The organism is Pseudomonas sp. NPDC098747 (genome assembly GCF_044760045.1).
In the GTDB taxonomy this organism is placed as follows: Bacteria; Pseudomonadota; Gammaproteobacteria; order Pseudomonadales; family Pseudomonadaceae; genus Aquipseudomonas.
The window spans coordinates 1-16,667 of record NZ_JBIWAL010000082.1; the positions used below are offsets into that span (position 1 = coordinate 1).

Annotated in this window: 16 protein-coding genes and 1 tRNA gene; 5 read left to right on the plus strand and 12 right to left on the minus strand. The window is 59.2% G+C overall.

Going from position 1 to position 16,667, the window contains the following annotated elements:
- Positions 1–559: 559 nt before the first annotated feature.
- Positions 560–1,951, plus strand: a complete 1,392-nt coding sequence (gene gabP / locus ACIQVE_RS27400) for a GABA permease (RefSeq protein WP_402814624.1) — start codon at positions 560–562, stop codon at positions 1,949–1,951.
- Positions 1,952–2,050: 99 nt separating this feature from the next.
- Here gabP and ACIQVE_RS27405 read toward each other — a convergent pair whose 3' ends face one another.
- From ACIQVE_RS27405 to ACIQVE_RS27460, 12 genes are all read right to left on the minus strand, one after another.
- On the minus strand, positions 2,051–2,224 hold the full coding sequence (locus ACIQVE_RS27405) for a hypothetical protein (RefSeq protein WP_402814627.1): 174 nt from the start codon (positions 2,222–2,224) through the stop codon (positions 2,051–2,053).
- Positions 2,225–2,274: 50 nt separating this feature from the next.
- Positions 2,275–2,727 (minus strand): hypothetical protein, encoded by a 453-nt coding sequence (locus tag ACIQVE_RS27410; RefSeq protein WP_402814629.1) that lies wholly within the window; start codon positions 2,725–2,727, stop codon positions 2,275–2,277.
- 6 nt (positions 2,728–2,733) lie between these two features.
- Positions 2,734–3,147 (minus strand): hypothetical protein, encoded by a 414-nt coding sequence (locus ACIQVE_RS27415; protein ID WP_402814632.1) that lies wholly within the window; start codon positions 3,145–3,147, stop codon positions 2,734–2,736.
- A gap of 28 nt (positions 3,148–3,175) precedes the next feature.
- Positions 3,176–4,150, minus strand: a complete 975-nt coding sequence (locus tag ACIQVE_RS27420; RefSeq protein ID WP_402814634.1) for an alpha/beta fold hydrolase — start codon at positions 4,148–4,150, stop codon at positions 3,176–3,178.
- A 67-nt stretch (positions 4,151–4,217) separates the two neighbouring features.
- Positions 4,218–5,276, minus strand: a complete 1,059-nt coding sequence (locus tag ACIQVE_RS27425) for a YhcG family protein (protein ID WP_402814636.1) — start codon at positions 5,274–5,276, stop codon at positions 4,218–4,220.
- Positions 5,277–5,521: 245 nt separating this feature from the next.
- Entirely contained in the window at positions 5,522–5,869 is a 348-nt protein-coding gene (locus tag ACIQVE_RS27430) for a hypothetical protein (protein ID WP_402814639.1), read from the minus strand.
- Between the two features lie 29 nt (positions 5,870–5,898).
- Positions 5,899–7,377, minus strand: coding sequence for a PLP-dependent aminotransferase family protein (locus tag ACIQVE_RS27435; RefSeq protein WP_402814642.1), 1,479 nt, complete (start codon positions 7,375–7,377; stop codon positions 5,899–5,901).
- 29 nt (positions 7,378–7,406) lie between these two features.
- Positions 7,407–8,831 (minus strand): transporter, encoded by a 1,425-nt coding sequence (locus tag ACIQVE_RS27440; RefSeq protein ID WP_402814643.1) that lies wholly within the window; start codon positions 8,829–8,831, stop codon positions 7,407–7,409.
- Positions 8,832–9,097: 266 nt separating this feature from the next.
- A tRNA-Phe gene (locus tag ACIQVE_RS27445) sits at positions 9,098–9,173 on the minus strand.
- A 103-nt stretch (positions 9,174–9,276) separates the two neighbouring features.
- Positions 9,277–9,549: an oxidative damage protection protein gene (locus ACIQVE_RS27450; RefSeq protein WP_402814644.1), complete on the minus strand. Its 273-nt coding sequence runs from the start codon at positions 9,547–9,549 to the stop codon at positions 9,277–9,279.
- Positions 9,546–10,613, minus strand: coding sequence for an A/G-specific adenine glycosylase (gene mutY, locus ACIQVE_RS27455; protein ID WP_402814647.1), 1,068 nt, complete (start codon positions 10,611–10,613; stop codon positions 9,546–9,548). Before mutY ends, ACIQVE_RS27450 begins: the two co-directional genes overlap by 4 nt.
- On the minus strand, positions 10,610–12,835 hold the full coding sequence (locus ACIQVE_RS27460) for an AsmA family protein (protein ID WP_402814650.1): 2,226 nt from the start codon (positions 12,833–12,835) through the stop codon (positions 10,610–10,612). The genes mutY and ACIQVE_RS27460 overlap by 4 nt, the downstream gene beginning before the upstream one ends.
- Before the next feature lie 353 nt (positions 12,836–13,188).
- Between ACIQVE_RS27460 and ACIQVE_RS27465 the strand changes: the two genes are divergently transcribed.
- The 4 genes from ACIQVE_RS27465 to ACIQVE_RS27480 all read left to right on the plus strand — a co-directional run bounded on the left by ACIQVE_RS27465 (position 13,189) and on the right by ACIQVE_RS27480 (position 16,639).
- Entirely contained in the window at positions 13,189–14,853 is a 1,665-nt protein-coding gene (locus ACIQVE_RS27465; protein WP_402814653.1) for an OFA family MFS transporter, read from the plus strand.
- A 293-nt stretch (positions 14,854–15,146) separates the two neighbouring features.
- On the plus strand, positions 15,147–15,740 hold the full coding sequence (gene hisB / locus ACIQVE_RS27470) for an imidazoleglycerol-phosphate dehydratase HisB (protein WP_402814656.1): 594 nt from the start codon (positions 15,147–15,149) through the stop codon (positions 15,738–15,740).
- Entirely contained in the window at positions 15,740–16,378 is a 639-nt protein-coding gene (gene hisH, locus ACIQVE_RS27475; protein ID WP_402814658.1) for an imidazole glycerol phosphate synthase subunit HisH, read from the plus strand. The genes hisB and hisH overlap by 1 nt, the downstream gene beginning before the upstream one ends.
- On the plus strand, positions 16,379–16,639 hold the full coding sequence (locus ACIQVE_RS27480; RefSeq protein WP_402814660.1) for a DUF2164 domain-containing protein: 261 nt from the start codon (positions 16,379–16,381) through the stop codon (positions 16,637–16,639).
- Positions 16,640–16,667 lie beyond the last annotated feature (28 nt).

Genomic DNA, 16,667 nt, shown 5'->3' on the forward strand with positions numbered 1-16,667 from the left:
AGCCATGTGCGTTCCTCATATATGTTGCGCTCATGCTGTTGGCTGGCCTTCCTGGCGAGGCGGCCAAGCTAGCATAGCGTTTCAATGGCAGCCAACAGCGCTACGAGCGGTAAACGGGTGGCATGTGGCGGGTTGTCGCATCAGCACAGCAGACTGTCGCCCCATCAACAACCGAACGGGTGTTTGATCATCTGATAGCGCGGGTGTCGCGTAAAAAAAGGCGCGATGTTGCCAGCTTTGGCGGGGTGTTGGAAGCGCTATCCGGCCGAACGTTCCTGATTCGCCCTTTTATTGTGCATCCCACACTTTTTCAGTGTGTTTGCGGTGCACTGATTCGTCATTAAAGTGAGTCGCAGGGTAACGCTGTGGCGGATTGCCATTAAATCCAATGACTTGCGATGACTGTCCGGTCACGCGCAAAGCCCCAGCCCTAAAGAGTTTGAAATATTTTGGCGCAATTATTGCGTGCAGAATAAGGAACGCCCCGTTGGTTTCTTTTTACGAGAAGGAAATTTCGAACGGGCCGGACGCAATCGCTTTCCTTGCAAAGGTAGTTTCGATGAGCATTACCCCAAGCACCAATGGCCTCGAACAAGGGCTCAAACCGCGTCATGTGACCATGTTGTCGATCGCCGGTGTTATCGGCGCCGGCCTGTTCGTTGGCTCCGGCCACGCCATCGCCGCCGCCGGCCCTGCCGTGCTGTTGGCTTACGCTGCCGCTGGTACCCTGGTGGTGCTGGTGATGCGCATGCTCGGCGAAATGGCGGTTGCTTCGCCCGACACCGGCTCGTTCTCGACGTATGCCGACCGCGCCATCGGGCACTGGGCCGGTTTCACTATCGGCTGGTTGTACTGGTGGTTCTGGGTGTTGGTGATTCCGCTGGAAGCCAACGCCGCCGCGACCATCCTGCACGCGTGGTTCCCCGACGTGGGCATTTGGGCGTTTGCGCTGGTCATCACCCTGCTGCTGACGGTGACCAACCTGTTCAGCGTGAAAAACTACGGTGAGTTCGAATTCTGGTTCGCCCTGATCAAAGTGTTGGCGATCATAGGCTTCATCGGGCTCGGTCTTGCGGCAATCTTCGGCTTCTTGCCGAACAGCCAGGTCAGCGGCGTTTCGCACCTGTTCGACAGCGGCGGCTTCCTGCCCAACGGCATGGGCGCGGTGTTGGGGGCGATCCTGACCACCATGTTCTCGTTCATGGGGACCGAGATCGTGACCATTGCGGCCGCGGAATCGAAGAACCCGGGCCAGCAAATTTCCAAAGCGACCAATTCGGTAATCTGGCGGATCGGCCTGTTCTACCTCGTATCGATCTTCATCGTCGTGGCGCTGGTGCCATGGAACGATCCTACGCTGGCCAACCTCGGTTCCTACCAGACCGTGCTGGAGCGCATGGGCATCCCGAACGCCAAAATGATCGTCGACATCGTGGTTCTGGTCGCTGTAACGAGCTGCCTGAACTCGGCGCTTTATACCTCGTCGCGCATGCTCTTCTCCCTCGGCAAGCGTGGTGACGCGCCGGCCATGGCGACCCGGGTCAACAAAAGCGGTACGCCTTACTGGGCGGTGATGTTGTCCACTGGTGCCGCGTTCCTCTGCACATTCGCCAACTACGTGGCCCCGGCTGCCGTGTTCGAATTCCTGCTGGCCAGCTCCGGTGCGATCGCACTGCTGGTGTACCTGGTGATCGCGTTCTCGCAACTGCGGATGCGCAAACAGCGCATGGCTCGTGGCGAGAAAATCGTCTTCAGCATGTGGCTGTTTCCGGGCCTGACCTACGCGGTGATCATCTTCATCGTCGCGGCCCTGACCATCATGCTGTTTCAGGAAGCGCACCGCGTGGAAATCCTCGCGACCGGACTGCTGAGCCTGATGGTGGTGGCGACGGGCCTGCTGGTGGCGCGTCGTCGCAAGCAGGAAAAACGTGGCGCGGTGGTGTTGAACTGATCTGTAACGCGTAATGCAAAACGGCCGCTGTCAGGATGACTAGCGGCCGTTTTTGTTTGTGCTACCGAAAGCAAAGTGTCAGCAGCTTCAGATCTAGAATCAGCTTTGTTCTCGCAAAAGAATAAAGTCTGCGCCGCATTTCTCTTCGTCGAACCACTCATCCCAAGTTGTTCTCTTGAGAGTGTTAGCAGGATCTCTGTCGTTGATTGCTCCTGGTACTTCTGCTTTCTGCGCAGGCCCGCCCTCGCATGGCTCGATCAGATAAGTTGTCATCTTTACTCGACCTCCTTTTCTTGATCGTGCGTGAACGTCAGGTGTGAAAGTTACTCGGCTTTTGGCTCGCTGTCTTCGACCGACTTGCCATAAGTATCCAGCGCAACCCCGAAGTCGGTGATGAACTGCGGTTCGCTCAGCCAGGCCTGGGCGGCTTCGATGGTCATGCCGTCGGCCCACATGCGGTAGTCGATGAGCATGTCGGCAGCCAGGTGGGTGGCGGCCATGCCTTCGTTTTCGGCGTTTTCCATGTCGAGCAGATCAGGGTGATCGATGATGATGAACGCCAGTTCGCGCAGCAGCGTCAGCAGCATGTCGTTGCGGCTGACGGCTTCGGCGTCGCGCATTTTGCTGAACATCGCCAGGGTGTATTCCGGGATCGGCTCGGCGAGGTGGCCGAGGTCGTCGTCCTGATCCAGCGGCTTGCGGCCGACCATACGGATTTGCTTGGCTTTGGCCTTGGCGCGTTTGGCGCGTTTCTGTTGCTTGTTCAGGGATGCCATGGGAACTCAGTTCTTCTGTTGGGTTTGTGCGGCAATTGCGTCGGACGCCGCCACATAGTCGGCCTGGAACGCCGGGGACTCGATCCACGCCAGCGCGCCGGCCTCATCGGTTTCTTGCGACCACTGGCGATACTCGATCAGCGCGGCGAGGATGAAATCCATAGAGCCTTCTTCGCCTTCCTGCTCGTAGACCAGTTCCAGCAGCGGGTCTTCGAGGAATGCGGTGCACAGCGCTTGCTGGCTGACCTTCTCGGCGTCGATCATTTTCTTGAACAGCTCGGTCAGGTCCACCGACTCGAAGTCGATACGGTCATCGTTCGGGTCCAGTTCGACCGGCGCCTCGGCGCGTTTGGTGCGGTTCTGCTTGGCCTTGGTCTTGGCCCGGGCGGCGCGTTTTTGCTGCTTGTTGGCGGAGGCCATGATGTGTTCCGTCGTGCGTTGGGTGGGCTCAACTGCGTGGCACTTGCCGCCCGGGGGTATCGGGGGCCAGTTCGCCGGTTTGCAGCCAGTTCAGAGCGATGGGCCATAGTGTGGCTTGGTATGCGCTGCGAAAAAAGGCGAAATGTCCGACTTGTTGTTCGCCGATGTCCTGCGGGTCGATACGCAGGTGGGTTTTTGGCGCATGGCTGAAGTAGTTGAGCAGCCGCTCGATGGCTGCAATCGTGCCATAAGGGTCGTCGCTGATGCTGATCGCCAGGGTCTGCGCGCGGACGTTGGCAAAGGGCAGGTGGTCTGTTCTCGCCAACATCGCTCGCCCGCTTGGCCGCCGTTCGTAACGCGCAGTGGGCGTGCTCCAGTCGCGCACCACGCCTGCCGGCGTGTCTTCCAGCCAGCCGAGGCGTTTACCGGGAAAGTAACCGCAGAACAGCGTCAGCAACGGCATCAGCACATGCCATTTAGCGAACATGCGCCAGCGCTGTTCGGGCGCGTAATCGCGCCAGTAGGCGAACTGCGCGCCGACGGTGACCAGCCGTCGGATGACCTGTCCGGACTCACCGAGGCCAGTCGCGCAGCCACCAAAACTGTGGCCGACGACATCGATCGGCTGACCGGGAAAATCCCGTTGTGCGCGCGTGAGCATCGCCTCGAAATCCAGCGCGCCCCAATCTGTCCATGAGGCGTTGAGGCCTTTGATTGAACCGGTTCGCGACTCGCCAATGCCACGGTAGTCGTAGGTGATCACGTCAAAGCCATTGGCATACAGATAATCAGCGAAACGCGAGTAATGACGGCAGCGCACCGACGTGGCGGCGTTGATGATCACCACCGGGCGCTGGATATCGGGCAGGGCATGACGCCAGGTGAAACCACCAAGGACAAAACCGTCGGCGGCAGTTTCCTTGAAGGGGTCATCTTGCACCGCAGTTGCCGATGAGGGCTTTCGCTGCACATTTTCCAATTCGCGCGTGTCTTGAGAACTCATGGCGCTCGATCTTCACGGGTAGCAGCCAACAATAGTCTCAGCACACCCGAGGGACAATCCGCAGCGTTTATTCCGTGGACTCGCTGAGCATGCGTTCCTCGATCAATGCCTGTTCTCTTTTCAGCTCTGCCTGCAACTCTTCGACACTTGGCAGCACCGTTTTGTAGCTGCTGGCGAACAGTTGCTCGTTGCCTTTGAGTAACGAGTAGCGCGCAACAGCCTCGTTGTCCTGCGCACAGAGAATGATCCCGACGGTCGGTTTATCGCCTTCACTGCGCTTGAGTTCGTCATACATGCGCACATACATGTCCATTTGCCCGACATCGCGGGCGCTGAGCTGGCCACGTTTGAGGTCAATGATCACAAAGCATTTGAGCAGATAGTTGTAAAACACCAGATCGATGTACAGATCCGAACCACCGGCACTGATGCGCTGTTGTCGAGCGACAAAGGAGAACCCTTTGCCGAGTTCAAGCAGGAAGCTCTGCAAGTGATCGATGAGCGCTTGCTCAAGCCCTGTTTCATTGACCTTGCCCGGTGATGGCAGGCCGAGAAACTCGAGGATGACAGGGTCACGGATGAACTCACGGGGACTGCAGTTCATGGCTGCGATATTGGTTGTGGCCTCCTCGATCACACCTGCCTTGTCCCGACTCATCAGGAGGCGCTCGTAGTACATCGTATTGATCTGGCGATCCAGCGCGCGACTTGACCAGTTGAGGGTGGCGCATTCGTCCATGTACCACTGACGTGCCTTTTCACTTTCGACCCGCAGGAGCCGACGATAGTGGGTCCAGCTCAATTCGAGACGCAGTGCGTCTCGAATTGGGAATGTTTGATAAAACAGGCGCATCTTCCGTAGGTTTGTCTCATCAAACCCCTTGCCGAATTGAGCTGTCAGATCCTTCGCCAGTATGGCCAGCAAATGCTTGCCATACCCCGCCCGCCGGGCGCCCTCCTGTTCAAACTCGACAATATGTCGGCCTATCTGCCAGCAGGTCTGAACCTGAATCGTATCTACAACGCGCAGCACTTTTTGCCGCGCATGGCGGATCAGCTCGCCAAGTTCGCCCAGCAGTGAATCGATTTTCGGGTCTTGCGTGTCAGCAGGTTTTAGCTGGTTCATCGGGTCTTCCGCGTCATTGGAAACAGAAGCACCAGCATGCCGACAGTTGCTGTTTGGCGATGTCGGGCGAGCCTTTGAAGTCGGCAGGAAGAAGGGATGGGTGTTGCAGGACGTTACGGGCTCATGACGCATTGAGTGGCGACGGTCTGTAGTCCATTTCGTACGCACTCCAGATTCATAGCGTTCTGGAGCGCGACCGGGCCACGTTTAATCAAACAACGATGATTGTCGGAGAACGGGATTATTTATCGGCGAACGCGTTTGCCTTTCGGCTTCTCCACAGGCTCCTGCACTTTGCGATAAATCCACAATCCGAACACCCCGATAAACAGCAGGAACAAAGTCCCTATGCTTTGCGACACGAACTCGATCCAGAACCGCCGGGGTTGCAGGGCGAGGGTGTAGGTGTCTTTCGGGCCGCGATTGGTTGTAGTGATGGAGCCGCTGGTCCAGCTGTCGAACAGCATCCAGGTGGATGCGCCGATAGCGAAGACAATCAGAACGCCAACGAGCACGGTCAGCCAGAAGGTCCCCCGGCTTTGGCGATACGGCGGCGGATGGGGCAAGGGGATGCGGGTTCTTTTCTGATTCATGAGGTGATTCTGTAAGCGTCCTTTCGCGGTCAGGAAACCGCTGTTTCTTGATAGTGTTCAGTCAGTATTTGCCGCACGTCTGATGGTCGCCCGGCGAGGTGCGCGCACTCGGCAATCACCTTCAGAATGCTGATCACGTCCGGGGTCAGCGCTGTACCCAGGCAGACACGCACGCCTGTGGTTGCATGCCCGTCGGCGAAAAAAATCCCGCTCCCGGCCACGTGGCAACTGCGCTCGCTGGCCAACCGATCCAGCGCCAACATGTCCGTGTGTGCTGGCAGCTCGATCCAATGAATGAAACCTCCGCGTGGCGGCACATACAGGGTTCCCGCAGGGAATTCCGTGCGCACCAGCGCTTCGACAAAGCTCGCATGCGAAGACAGTTGCGACCTGAGCCTGGCGCAGTGCTCGTCCATGTAGCCGCGCCCGATAAATTCGTTCAGGACATTTTGCGCCAGGCTGGACACCGCCAGGTTGCGGGAAAACATCTGCGCCAGAATCGCGTTGCGGTACTTGCCGGCCAGACACCAGCCAACGCGATAGCCGGGCGCGATGGTCTTGGAGAATGACGAACAGTAAATCGTCTGCCCGCTGCTGTCGTAGCTCTTGATGGCGCGCGGGCGTTCGCCTTCGGGCACCAGGTCGAAGAAAATGTCGTCCTCGATAATCGGCACGTCCGCTTCCCGAGCGATCTGCGAAAGTCGCGCGCGTGTCTCATCGGGCATGATGAAACCACGGGGGTTTTGCAGGGTTGGGTTGAGAAAGATCACCGCGACCTTTTTCAGTTTCAACGCCTCTTCGAGGTGATCGACGTCGAGGCCCAGTTTGCCGTGCGTGCGGATCGGCAAGGCGCGCATGCCCAGGCGTTCGATGGTCTGCAGGATGCCGTAATAGGTCGGGGTTTCGATGGCGACGGTGGCGCCTCGCGGCGCGACGGCTTCCAGTGCCAGCTCCAAGGCGATCGTGTCGCCCGATGTCACCAGAATATCGTCTGGCCCGCAGACCACGCCACGGGTCAGCATCAGCCCGGCAATCCGCCGTCGCAGCGCTGGCAGGCCGGGCGGTGCGACCAGTCCGGTCAGCGAGTTGTCGGCTTTGCCGGCCAGCACCGACAGGCATTTGTTGAGGAGAACATTCGGTGTGAGGTCGCTGTGCAACACGGCCGAGTTCAATGATGCGGTAGTGCGCGACGCCGCTTGGGAGAGCATCGCGACTACCGCATGATTGACGTTGACCGTGACGCTGGAGAAATCAAAACCACTGGCCGGTTTGGCTCGCCCTGCAGTCGAGACGAAATAGCCGACACGGGGGACAGTCGAAACGTAGGCATCGGCTTCCAGATCCGCCAGTGCTCGCTGAACGGTGGTGATGCTGGTTTCGAACATTCGCGCCAGGGCCCGGATCGAGGGCAGTTTTGCTTCGGTTGCCCACTCACCACTGTCGATCTGACGAACAATCCAGTCCTTGACGATTCGCCAGCGTTTGTCCGGTATATCAAACCTGTCCATAAGTTCTCTGGGGCATTTCTGGAAACAATTCAGAGAAAATAGAGTAAAGCGAGCCCTGTTGCAGCAACTATGACGATGTTGAGGGCTACCAGTCCGAAGGCGAATCGAATCAGGTTGTTTTCTTCCTGCCGGTTAGCGCCCGCCAGCCCGGTGATCAGCGACAGAATCGACAGCGACCCCAGCGCCCCATGCCCGGCGGCACTGTTGACCATCGCGGCCAGCCACGCGCCGTGCTCGCTGGTCAGTGCGGCGATAGACGGCATGACGAGGGTGTTGCCGCCGACATTGGAACCGGTGACGTAACCGGCAATCCCCGCCAGCAACGCGATGGTCGGCGCCAGGGAAATCCCTGACAACGATTGCAGCGTGCGCTGCGCCTCAACCAGGAACCCGGCATTGACCATCACCTGCGAGAGCAGCAAAAACAGGAAAATCGTCGTGCCTGGAAACTTCGCTCGGTTGAACAGCGCGCGCCACGGGAAACCCGCCGCTGTGCTTTGCCGAATCGCCATCCACAAAGTGACGATCAGCAAGGCCAGCCCCGGGGACGCCAATGGCTTCCATGAAACGTGGTCGCCTTTGACGATCCACAGCGCATCCCAGCCCGAAAGAACGAACACTCCACGCGAGGCAACGATCACCCCCAGCAAGGCCAGGTACGGCCACGCCGCGCTCGGCCAGCGCACCCGTTTTTTGCGTTGTGCGAACGAAATGCCCAAGCCTACGCAGGCCACGGCCAGACCGGCCAGCACACCGGAGACTTCCGGCCCGATCCACAGATTGATCGAAAACAGCACCGCGACAAACAGCGTCGTCACCCCAATCAGCCCCAGCCACGGCGATACGCTGCGGATGCCGCCCTGCCACATGGCAATCGCGGCCAGGCAGAGGAACACCGGCGCACTGATCAGCGCCGAATGACTGCCGAGGGTTTCTGCCGGCAAGTGCGCCAGTAGCGCGCCGATCACCGTCGCCAACCCCAGCGTGCCCCACGGCATGATGACCATGCCGGCGAGCGCGATTTTCATCCCCGACTGGCGCGTGAACAGGCCCATCAACAGCGGTACCGTGGCGATCAGAGAGACGCCGAAACCGGTCATGGCTTCAAGCAGCGGCGCCAGGCCCAGCACGATGAAGATGATCTGTGCCGGCGGTGCCCAGCCGAGCTCCTTGACCCACGCGCCGATGGCCTGAGGCGCGCCACCGCGCTCGACCAGAATGACGAAGGCCAGCCCCGGAACGATCACGCACGCGGTGCTGAGAAACAGGATCGTGGTGTCCTGAAAGATTGCAGAAGCGATCGCGACGGATACGGCCCCGGCAGCGCCTGACAGCCACAGTACGAGCACCAGTGCCACACCTGCCAGCGCGGCTTGTACCGGTGGGCGGCGGACGATCTGGATTAGCGAGATGACCAGAACGATGGGGGACATTTGCAACAAGAGAGAGCTCATGCACGGTTTTCCAGAAAACAGGTAATGCGCTCTGATCACTTAAAGGGTCCAGAGTGTTTGCGGGGCGCAAGGTATGGCCAGGCACGGGATCGCCAAGGCTTGTAGGAATACTCGCGAGATTTCCTGTGCGGGGAGAGATACAGATTTCGGGTTTTTTCCAATACACCCAAGGGAAGGGATACCGAGAGAAGCGGGGGTGAGGAGGAGGGGCTTAAATCGCAGGCATAAAAAAACCCTGAATCTTGCGATTCAGGGTTTTCGGTATTTGGTGCCCAGAGACGGAATCGAACCGCCGACACGGGGATTTTCAATCCCCTGCTCTACCGACTGAGCTATCTGGGCAACGGGGCGCATTAAAAGGGTTTTTCGGATTTACGTCAACGACTTTTTTAAAATTTCTTAAATTAATTCCGTCGCTTACGATCCGACCCCCGATTTTGCGGGGTCACTGCGCAGGCGGAACATAGCCTTCGGCCTGGGCGTATTCCTCGCCGGAGAAGTACTTGTCCATTTCGCCCTGCAGAAATTTACGATCTTCGGCATTCATCATGTTCAGGCGTTTTTCGTTGATCAGCAGAGTCTGGTGTTTCTGCCAGTCGGCCCAGGCCTTGGCCGAGACGTGGTCAAAAATATCCTGACCCTTGGCGCCCGGGTACGGTGGGCGTTCCAGACCTTCGAGTTGTTCTTTGTACTTGCGGCACATTACGGTGCGGGTCATGTCGACTCTCCTGCATTCAATACGGCGGCCGCGCGTTCGAGCAAGGTCTTGACCGGGGCGGCGAGGCCCAGGCGCGGCGGGGTGGCGAGGTTATACCAGAGCCAGTCGGCCTCGGCCACGTGATGGCTGGCTTCCTGCACCTGAACCAGCCAGGGTTCGATGGACAGCTGGAAATGGCTGAAGGTGTGAACGAGGCTCGGCAGCGCCTGCTGCTCGCCCAGTTCCAGCGAGTGTTGATCGGCCAGATGTTGCAGGTCATCGAGGTCGTCGAGTTCCGGCAGGCTCCACAAACCGCCCCACAGACCCGTCGACGGACGGCGATAAAGCAGAATCGCGCCCTTGCCATTGGCCAGCATCGGCATCAGCGTGCGCTTCTGCGGGATGGCTTTGCGCGGCTTGGGAATCGGGTAGCGCGTCTCCAGGCCGAGCATGTGCGCTTCGCAGCCACGTTCCAGCGGACACAGCAGGCAACTCGGTTTGCTGCGCGTGCACAGCGTGGCGCCGAGATCCATCATTGCCTGGGTGTAGGCGTTGACCCGATCGTGCGGCGTAAAGCGCTCCGCGTTGGCCCACAGCTGTTTGGCGACCTTCGGCTCGCCGGGGTAGCCCTCTTGCGCGGTAAAGCGCGCCAGAACGCGTTTGACGTTGCCATCGAGGATCGGCGCGCGCAGGCCCATGCTGATGCTGGCGATAGCGCCAGCGGTGGACAGGCCGATACCCGGCAGTTCAACCAGCTTCTCGACATCTCGCGGAAACTCGCCAGCGTACCGGCTGACGACGATCTTCGCGGTTTTCTGCAGATTGCGTGCGCGGGTGTAGTAACCCAGGCCCGTCCACAGGTGCAGCACTTCGTCTTCCGGCGCTTCGGCCAGTGCTTCGACCGTTGGCAGCGCGGCCATGAAGCGGTCGAAGTAGTTGAGCACAGTGCTGACTTGGGTCTGCTGCAACATGATCTCCGACACCCAGACCCGATACGGGTTGATGTCCTGCTGCCAAGGCAAATCGTGGCGACCATGGCGGTCGAACCAATCCAGCACCGCCTCTGAAAACTGCTCCGCTCTCATCGCTTGAACAGCCCCTTCAATGCATTTTTCAATTCCGGGCTGACCTTGTCGCCAAGTTTCTCGTCGATCTTTTCGCTGAGCTTGTCGCCGGCCAGTTTGGTCGCGACCTGACCCATGCGTTCGTTATCCAGACGGCAGGCCTTGGCGCCCAGCTCCAGCGGGCCACGGCAGCGCAGCGGCCACTCGATGCCGACGAATTTGTCGCCGACCTGGCAGGCCGGGTCGGGCATGGCACTGGTGTCGCCTTCGACGATGATGCCGACGCGGTAGTCCATGCCCAGCACCCGCAGATCGATGTCGCCATCACCGTTGACGGTCATGCCCGGAATACGAACCTTGAGGTCCGGGTTGCTGGCGATGCCATTACGGAAGGTCAGGTTGCCCTTGAGCTCCTGGAACGGTGTGTCCTTGCCCCGTGGCTCGCCGCTGAGTGATTTGCGATTGAGGGTGGCGATGCCTTTGCACAATTGTTGTTCAAGGTTGGCGCTGAGCAGCACGCCGTTGTTAATGACGAAACTGGCGTTGCCGTTGAGGCTATCGATAAGCGCCTGTTGGCTGTTGCCGCTGCCGGTGAGATTGCTGGTGAGTGTCACCAAACCTGTGACGGGCGGTTTTTTGCCTTGGCTTTCGAGGATTTTTTCCGCTGGCACGCGGTTGATTTTGGTCTGCAGATTCAGCACCGGTGCGCTCGGACGCACGTCGAGGGTGCCCTTGGCTTCGAAGCCGCCGTTGTACAGCTCGCCGCTGAGGTTGCCGAGGGTCAGCAGGCCGCCCTGGCCGGTGGCTTTGAGTGCGGCATTCTGGATCGGCAGTTTGTCGAGAGTCAGTTGGCCGAAGGTCAGGTCGGCGTCCACGTCGAGTTTGGCCAGGCGTTCAACCGGCAGCAGGCGCTCGGTGCTCCATGCGCTTTTGCTCGGTTTGTCTGGCAACGGTGAGGAGCCCGCCCCCGCCATGGCGCCGGCTTCGGTGCTGGCGACTTCGGCCTGACGCGTTTGCGTGGCGCTGTTGGCCGCTGCGGATTTCGGTGGCAGGTAACGGTCGACGTTGAAGGTGTCTGCCTTGAGGATCGCCCGCAATGATTGCTTGGCGAAGTCTTCGACGGCGATGCGCCCGCTGAAGCTGCTGTCGTCGAGTTTCAGGTTGATGTTGTCGAACGCGACGCTGGTCGGTGTGGCCGCAATGCGGCTGACCAGTTCGACTTTGCTCAGGCTGCCTTCGGCCATGGCCGGGAGTTTTTGACCGATGCTGTCGACGAATTTCGCCAGATCGAACTGGGCGATGGAGATGCCGCCAGTGATCTGCGGGGTCTTGTCGAGATCGTTGACTTTCAATTCACCCAAGGCGCGCAACTGGTTGGCGGAGATCTTGATCCCGGTCCATTCGGCGACGTTCGCGGCTTTATCCAGCAGCAACTGCCCATGGGCGGAGAAGGTCATGGTCTTGCCTTGCAGCGGATCGCCGGCCACTTCGCCGGAGAGTTTCATGTCTTCGAATTTGTAGCGTTGCAGGGCGCGCTCGAAGCGCAACTCGCCATTGAGTTCGGTGCGCACGCGCAGCACAGGTTGATTGGTGCCGAGGAATGCGGTGGCTTTGATCGGGATGTTGGTCGAGTCGTGCACCGGGCCGGTACTCAACTGGATGCTCTCGGCGCTGAATCGCTTGCCGCTCAGTTCGTCGTTGTACTCAACGCGGGCGTTGTTGACGGTCAGGCTGTCGATGTCGAGGCGGATCGGTTGCGCCGGTTTTTCCACCGCTACAGTGGGCTCGCTGGCGGGTTGGCCTGGGGTGGTTGCTGGCGGCGTTGTACCAGCAACGACTGGCGCCTTGCCGATATCTTCCCAATTGCCATGGCCATTCTTGTCACGGTTGAGGCGCAGGTTCAGGCCTTCGACGCGCACATCGCTCATCTGCACTTCGCGGCGCAGCAGCGGCAGCACGCGCACCGACAGACCGAGCATCTGCAAATCGGCAAACGGTTCGGCAGGTTTGGCCAGGGTGGCGACGCTGGCTTCGTGCAACTCCAGGCCGAGCCAAGGGAAGAGGCTCCAGCCGATATCGCCATTGAGCGTCAGCTCGATGTGGGCCTTGTCGCGGGCTATCTGGCGGATCTCGTCTTTGTAGTCGTTGGGATCGAAGAGGTGGGTCAGGGCAAAGCCTGCAGCCACAATGATCAGCAACAGCCCGAGAAGTACCAGACCCAGGATTTTGCCGAACGCTTTCATGGGCGAGTCCTTGTAATTAGTCGAATTCGTAATTTAGCCGGGGAGTATAGCGCTGCATCAGTCTTCACTGTTGTGGCGTCCTGCCGAGCTCGTTGACTCGCCGCTTGTAGCGCTTCGACAACGGATGTGATGGGGGTTCCCCGTAGAGATGAGATCAGATGACTCAAAAAAGGTGATATCAGTTTGGTTTTTCTGTCACGTGCAAATGGTAACCTTCGCCGGTTCGCCCGTCCTTCTGCGACTTAACGTCGCGCCTTCAAGGAGCTTCACTCAAAAAAACGGTCATGCCTGCGTGCATAAGGCCGGGGGTGAGCAGTGGCTGGCGAACCATACTAATAATTGGGGGATACATAATGAGCACGAGCATCACGGCGGACGGCTTTAAAGCCGAACAGCCCGCGTTCCTGTCCAAGGAACGCATCATCGCCAAGCCCGGTTTCAACCGTTGGCTGGTTCCACCGGCCGCTCTGGCCATTCACCTGTGCATCGGCATGGCCTACGGCTTTTCGGTGTTCTGGTTGCCGTTGTCCAAAGCCCTGGGCGTGACCAAGCCAATGGCCTGCGCACCGGACATGAGCTTCATCGCACAAGTCTTCTCGTCTCAATGCGACTGGCCGATCTCGATGCTCGGCTGGATCTACACCCTGTTCTTCATCTTCCTCGGCTGCTCGGCAGCGATCTGGGGTGGCTGGCTGGAACACGCCGGGCCACGTAAGGCTGGTGTGGTTTCGGCGCTGTGCTGGTGCGGCGGTCTGCTGATTTCGGCGCTGGGGATTTATACCCACCAGATCTGGCTGATGTGGATCGGTTCCGGCGTGATCGGCGGTATCGGTCTGGGCTTGGGCTATATCTCGCCGGTGTCGACCCTGATCAAGTGGTTCCCGGACAAGCGCGGCATGGCGACTGGCATGGCGATCATGGGCTTCGGCGGCGGCGCGATGGTCGGTGCACCGTTGGCCGCGGCGCTGATGGGTCACTTCGCTTCGGAAACCAGCGTCGGCGTGTGGCAGAGCTTCCTGGTGATGGCCGCGATCTACTTCGTGTTCATGATCGGCGGCGCACTGTCCTACCGCGTACCGCCAACCGGCTGGAAGCCTGAAGGCTGGACCGCTCCGGCGAAAAAAGCCGCGAACGCGATGATCACTCATCGTCACGTACACGTGAATGTGGCGTGGAAAACCCCGCAATTCCGTCTGGTGTGGCTGGTGCTGTGCCTGAACGTTTCCGCCGGTATCGGCATCCTCGGCATGGCTTCGCCATTGTTGCAGGAAGTGTTCGGCGGCAAATTGATTGGCGTTGACCTTCCGTTCGGCCAGCTAGATGCCGGGCAACTGGCTTCGATCGCCGCGATTGCTGCTGGTTTCACCGGTCTGCTGAGTCTGTTCAACATTGGTGGCCGATTCTTCTGGGCATCGTTCTCGGATTACCTGGGCCGTAAAAACACCTACTTCGTGTTTTTTGCGCTGGGTTTTGCCCTGTACGCGTTGATCCCGAATCTGGGTCACCTAGGTAACGTTGCGCTGTTCGTGGCGGCGTTCTGCATCATCCTGTCGATGTACGGCGGTGGTTTTGCGACTGTTCCGGCTTATCTGGCCGATCTGTTCGGTACGCAGATGGTTGGCGCGATCCACGGTCGTCTGCTGACCGCTTGGGCTGCTGCCGGTGTGCTGGGGCCGGTGCTGGTGAACTACCTGCGTGAGTATCAACTGAGCATCGGCGTTGAACGCGCTGCCGCTTACGACATCACGCTCTATATCCTCGCTGGTCTGCTGGTGCTGGGCTTCCTGTGCAACCTGCTGGTGCGCCCGGTAGCCGACAAGTACTTCATGACCGACGCCGAACTGGCCGCCGAACAGGCGCTGGGCCATGACAAAGGTGCCGATGCAAGCACCGTTCTGGAGTGGAAAGCCGCTCCGGGCAGCAAGCCATTGGCGGTTGCTGCGTGGCTGGTGGTGGGTATTCCGTTGGCGTGGGGTGTGTGGGTGACCCTGCAGAAAACGGCGGTATTGTTTAACTAATGTAGCTAGGTGCACAGGCCTGAAATCTTCAGGCCAACACCGAACCCTGTGGGAGCGAGCTTGCTCGCGAAGGCGTACTGTCAGTCGACATCAATGTTGCTGACCCAGCGCTTTCGCGAGCAAGCTCGCTCCCACATTTGTTTGTGGTGTCTCCAAATCCGCTTGTATGCACATGTCTACCCGCGACACCCCCGGATTCACTCCGTCAGCCATATCCCTTCTCGTGTTTCTGTTTCGCGCCCGCGTGCCTATAATGGCTACCTTTTTCGCCCAATGATTTTGCGGAGCTGGTGATGGCCGAACGTAAGGCTTCTGTCGAGCGCGACACTCTGGAAACCCAGATCAAAGCCTCGATCAACCTCGATGGCACCGGAAAGGCCCGATTCAATATCGGCGTTCCTTTTCTTGAGCACATGCTGGATCAGATCGCCCGTCACGGGTTGATCGACCTGGATATTGAATGCAAGGGCGATCTGCATATCGACGACCACCACACGGTGGAAGACGTCGGTATCACCCTCGGCCAGGCCTTCGCCAAAGCCATCGGCGACAAAAAAGGCATCCGTCGCTACGGCCATGCCTACGTGCCGCTCGATGAAGCGCTGTCGCGCGTGGTGATCGATTTTTCTGGTCGTCCGGGCCTGCAAATGCATGTGCCGTACACTCGCGCTACCGTTGGTGGCTTCGACGTTGACCTGTTCCAGGAATTCTTCCAGGGCTTCGTCAACCACGCGCTGGTCAGCATGCACATCGACAACCTGCGTGGCACCAACACTCACCACCAGATCGAAACCGTGTTCAAGGCTTTCGGCCGCGCGCTGCGCATGGCCGTTGAGCTGGACGAGCGCATGGCCGGGCAGATGCCATCGACCAAAGGCGTTCTGTAATGCAGACGGTTGCAGTTATCGATTACGGCATGGGTAACCTGCACTCGGTGGCCAAGGCCCTCGAGCACGTCGGCGCCGGTAAAGTGTTGATCACCAGCGATGCGGACGTGATCCGCGAAGCCGACCGCGTGGTGTTCCCCGGTGTCGGCGCTATTCGCGATTGCATGGCGGAGATCCGTCGCCTCGAGTTTGATTCGCTGGTGCGTGAAGTCAGCCAGGATCGTCCGTTCCTCGGGATCTGTGTCGGCATGCAGGCTTTGCTCGACACCAGCGAAGAGAACAACGGCGTTGACTGCATCGGTCTGTTCCCGGGCGCGGTGAAGTTCTTCGGCAAAGATCTGCATGAAGACGGCGAACACCTGAAAGTCCCGCACATGGGCTGGAACCAGGTGAAGCAGACGGTCAGTCACCCGCTGTGGCACGACATTCCTGACATGGCGCGTTTCTACTTCGTGCACAGCTACTACATTGCCGCTGCCAACGCGCGGCAGGTGGTGGGCGGTGGTCATTACGGCGTCGATTTCGCCGCGGCGCTGGCCGATGGGTCGCGTTTCGCCGTGCAGTTTCACCCGGAGAAGAGCCATACCCATGGCCTGCAATTGCTGCAGAACTTCGCTGCGTGGGACGGTCGCTGGTAAATGGCCGCCAAGAAGTCCAAACCGCCGATCCTGACCCTCACTCCCGAGCAGGAGAACGAGGCCAATCACAAGATCAAGCGGTTCATGGAGGATCGTTTCGAACTGGACCTGGGTTCGTTCGAAGCGGCGGAAATTCTTGAGCTGTTTACCCGCGAAATTGCTCCGCACTATTACAACAGGGCGATTTTCGATTTGCAGACCCTCCTCATGGAACGGTTTGAGAGCATCGAAAGCGACCTGTGGGCGCTCGAGAAAAACTGATTTCCGAGCCAAGCTGAACATTCTTATT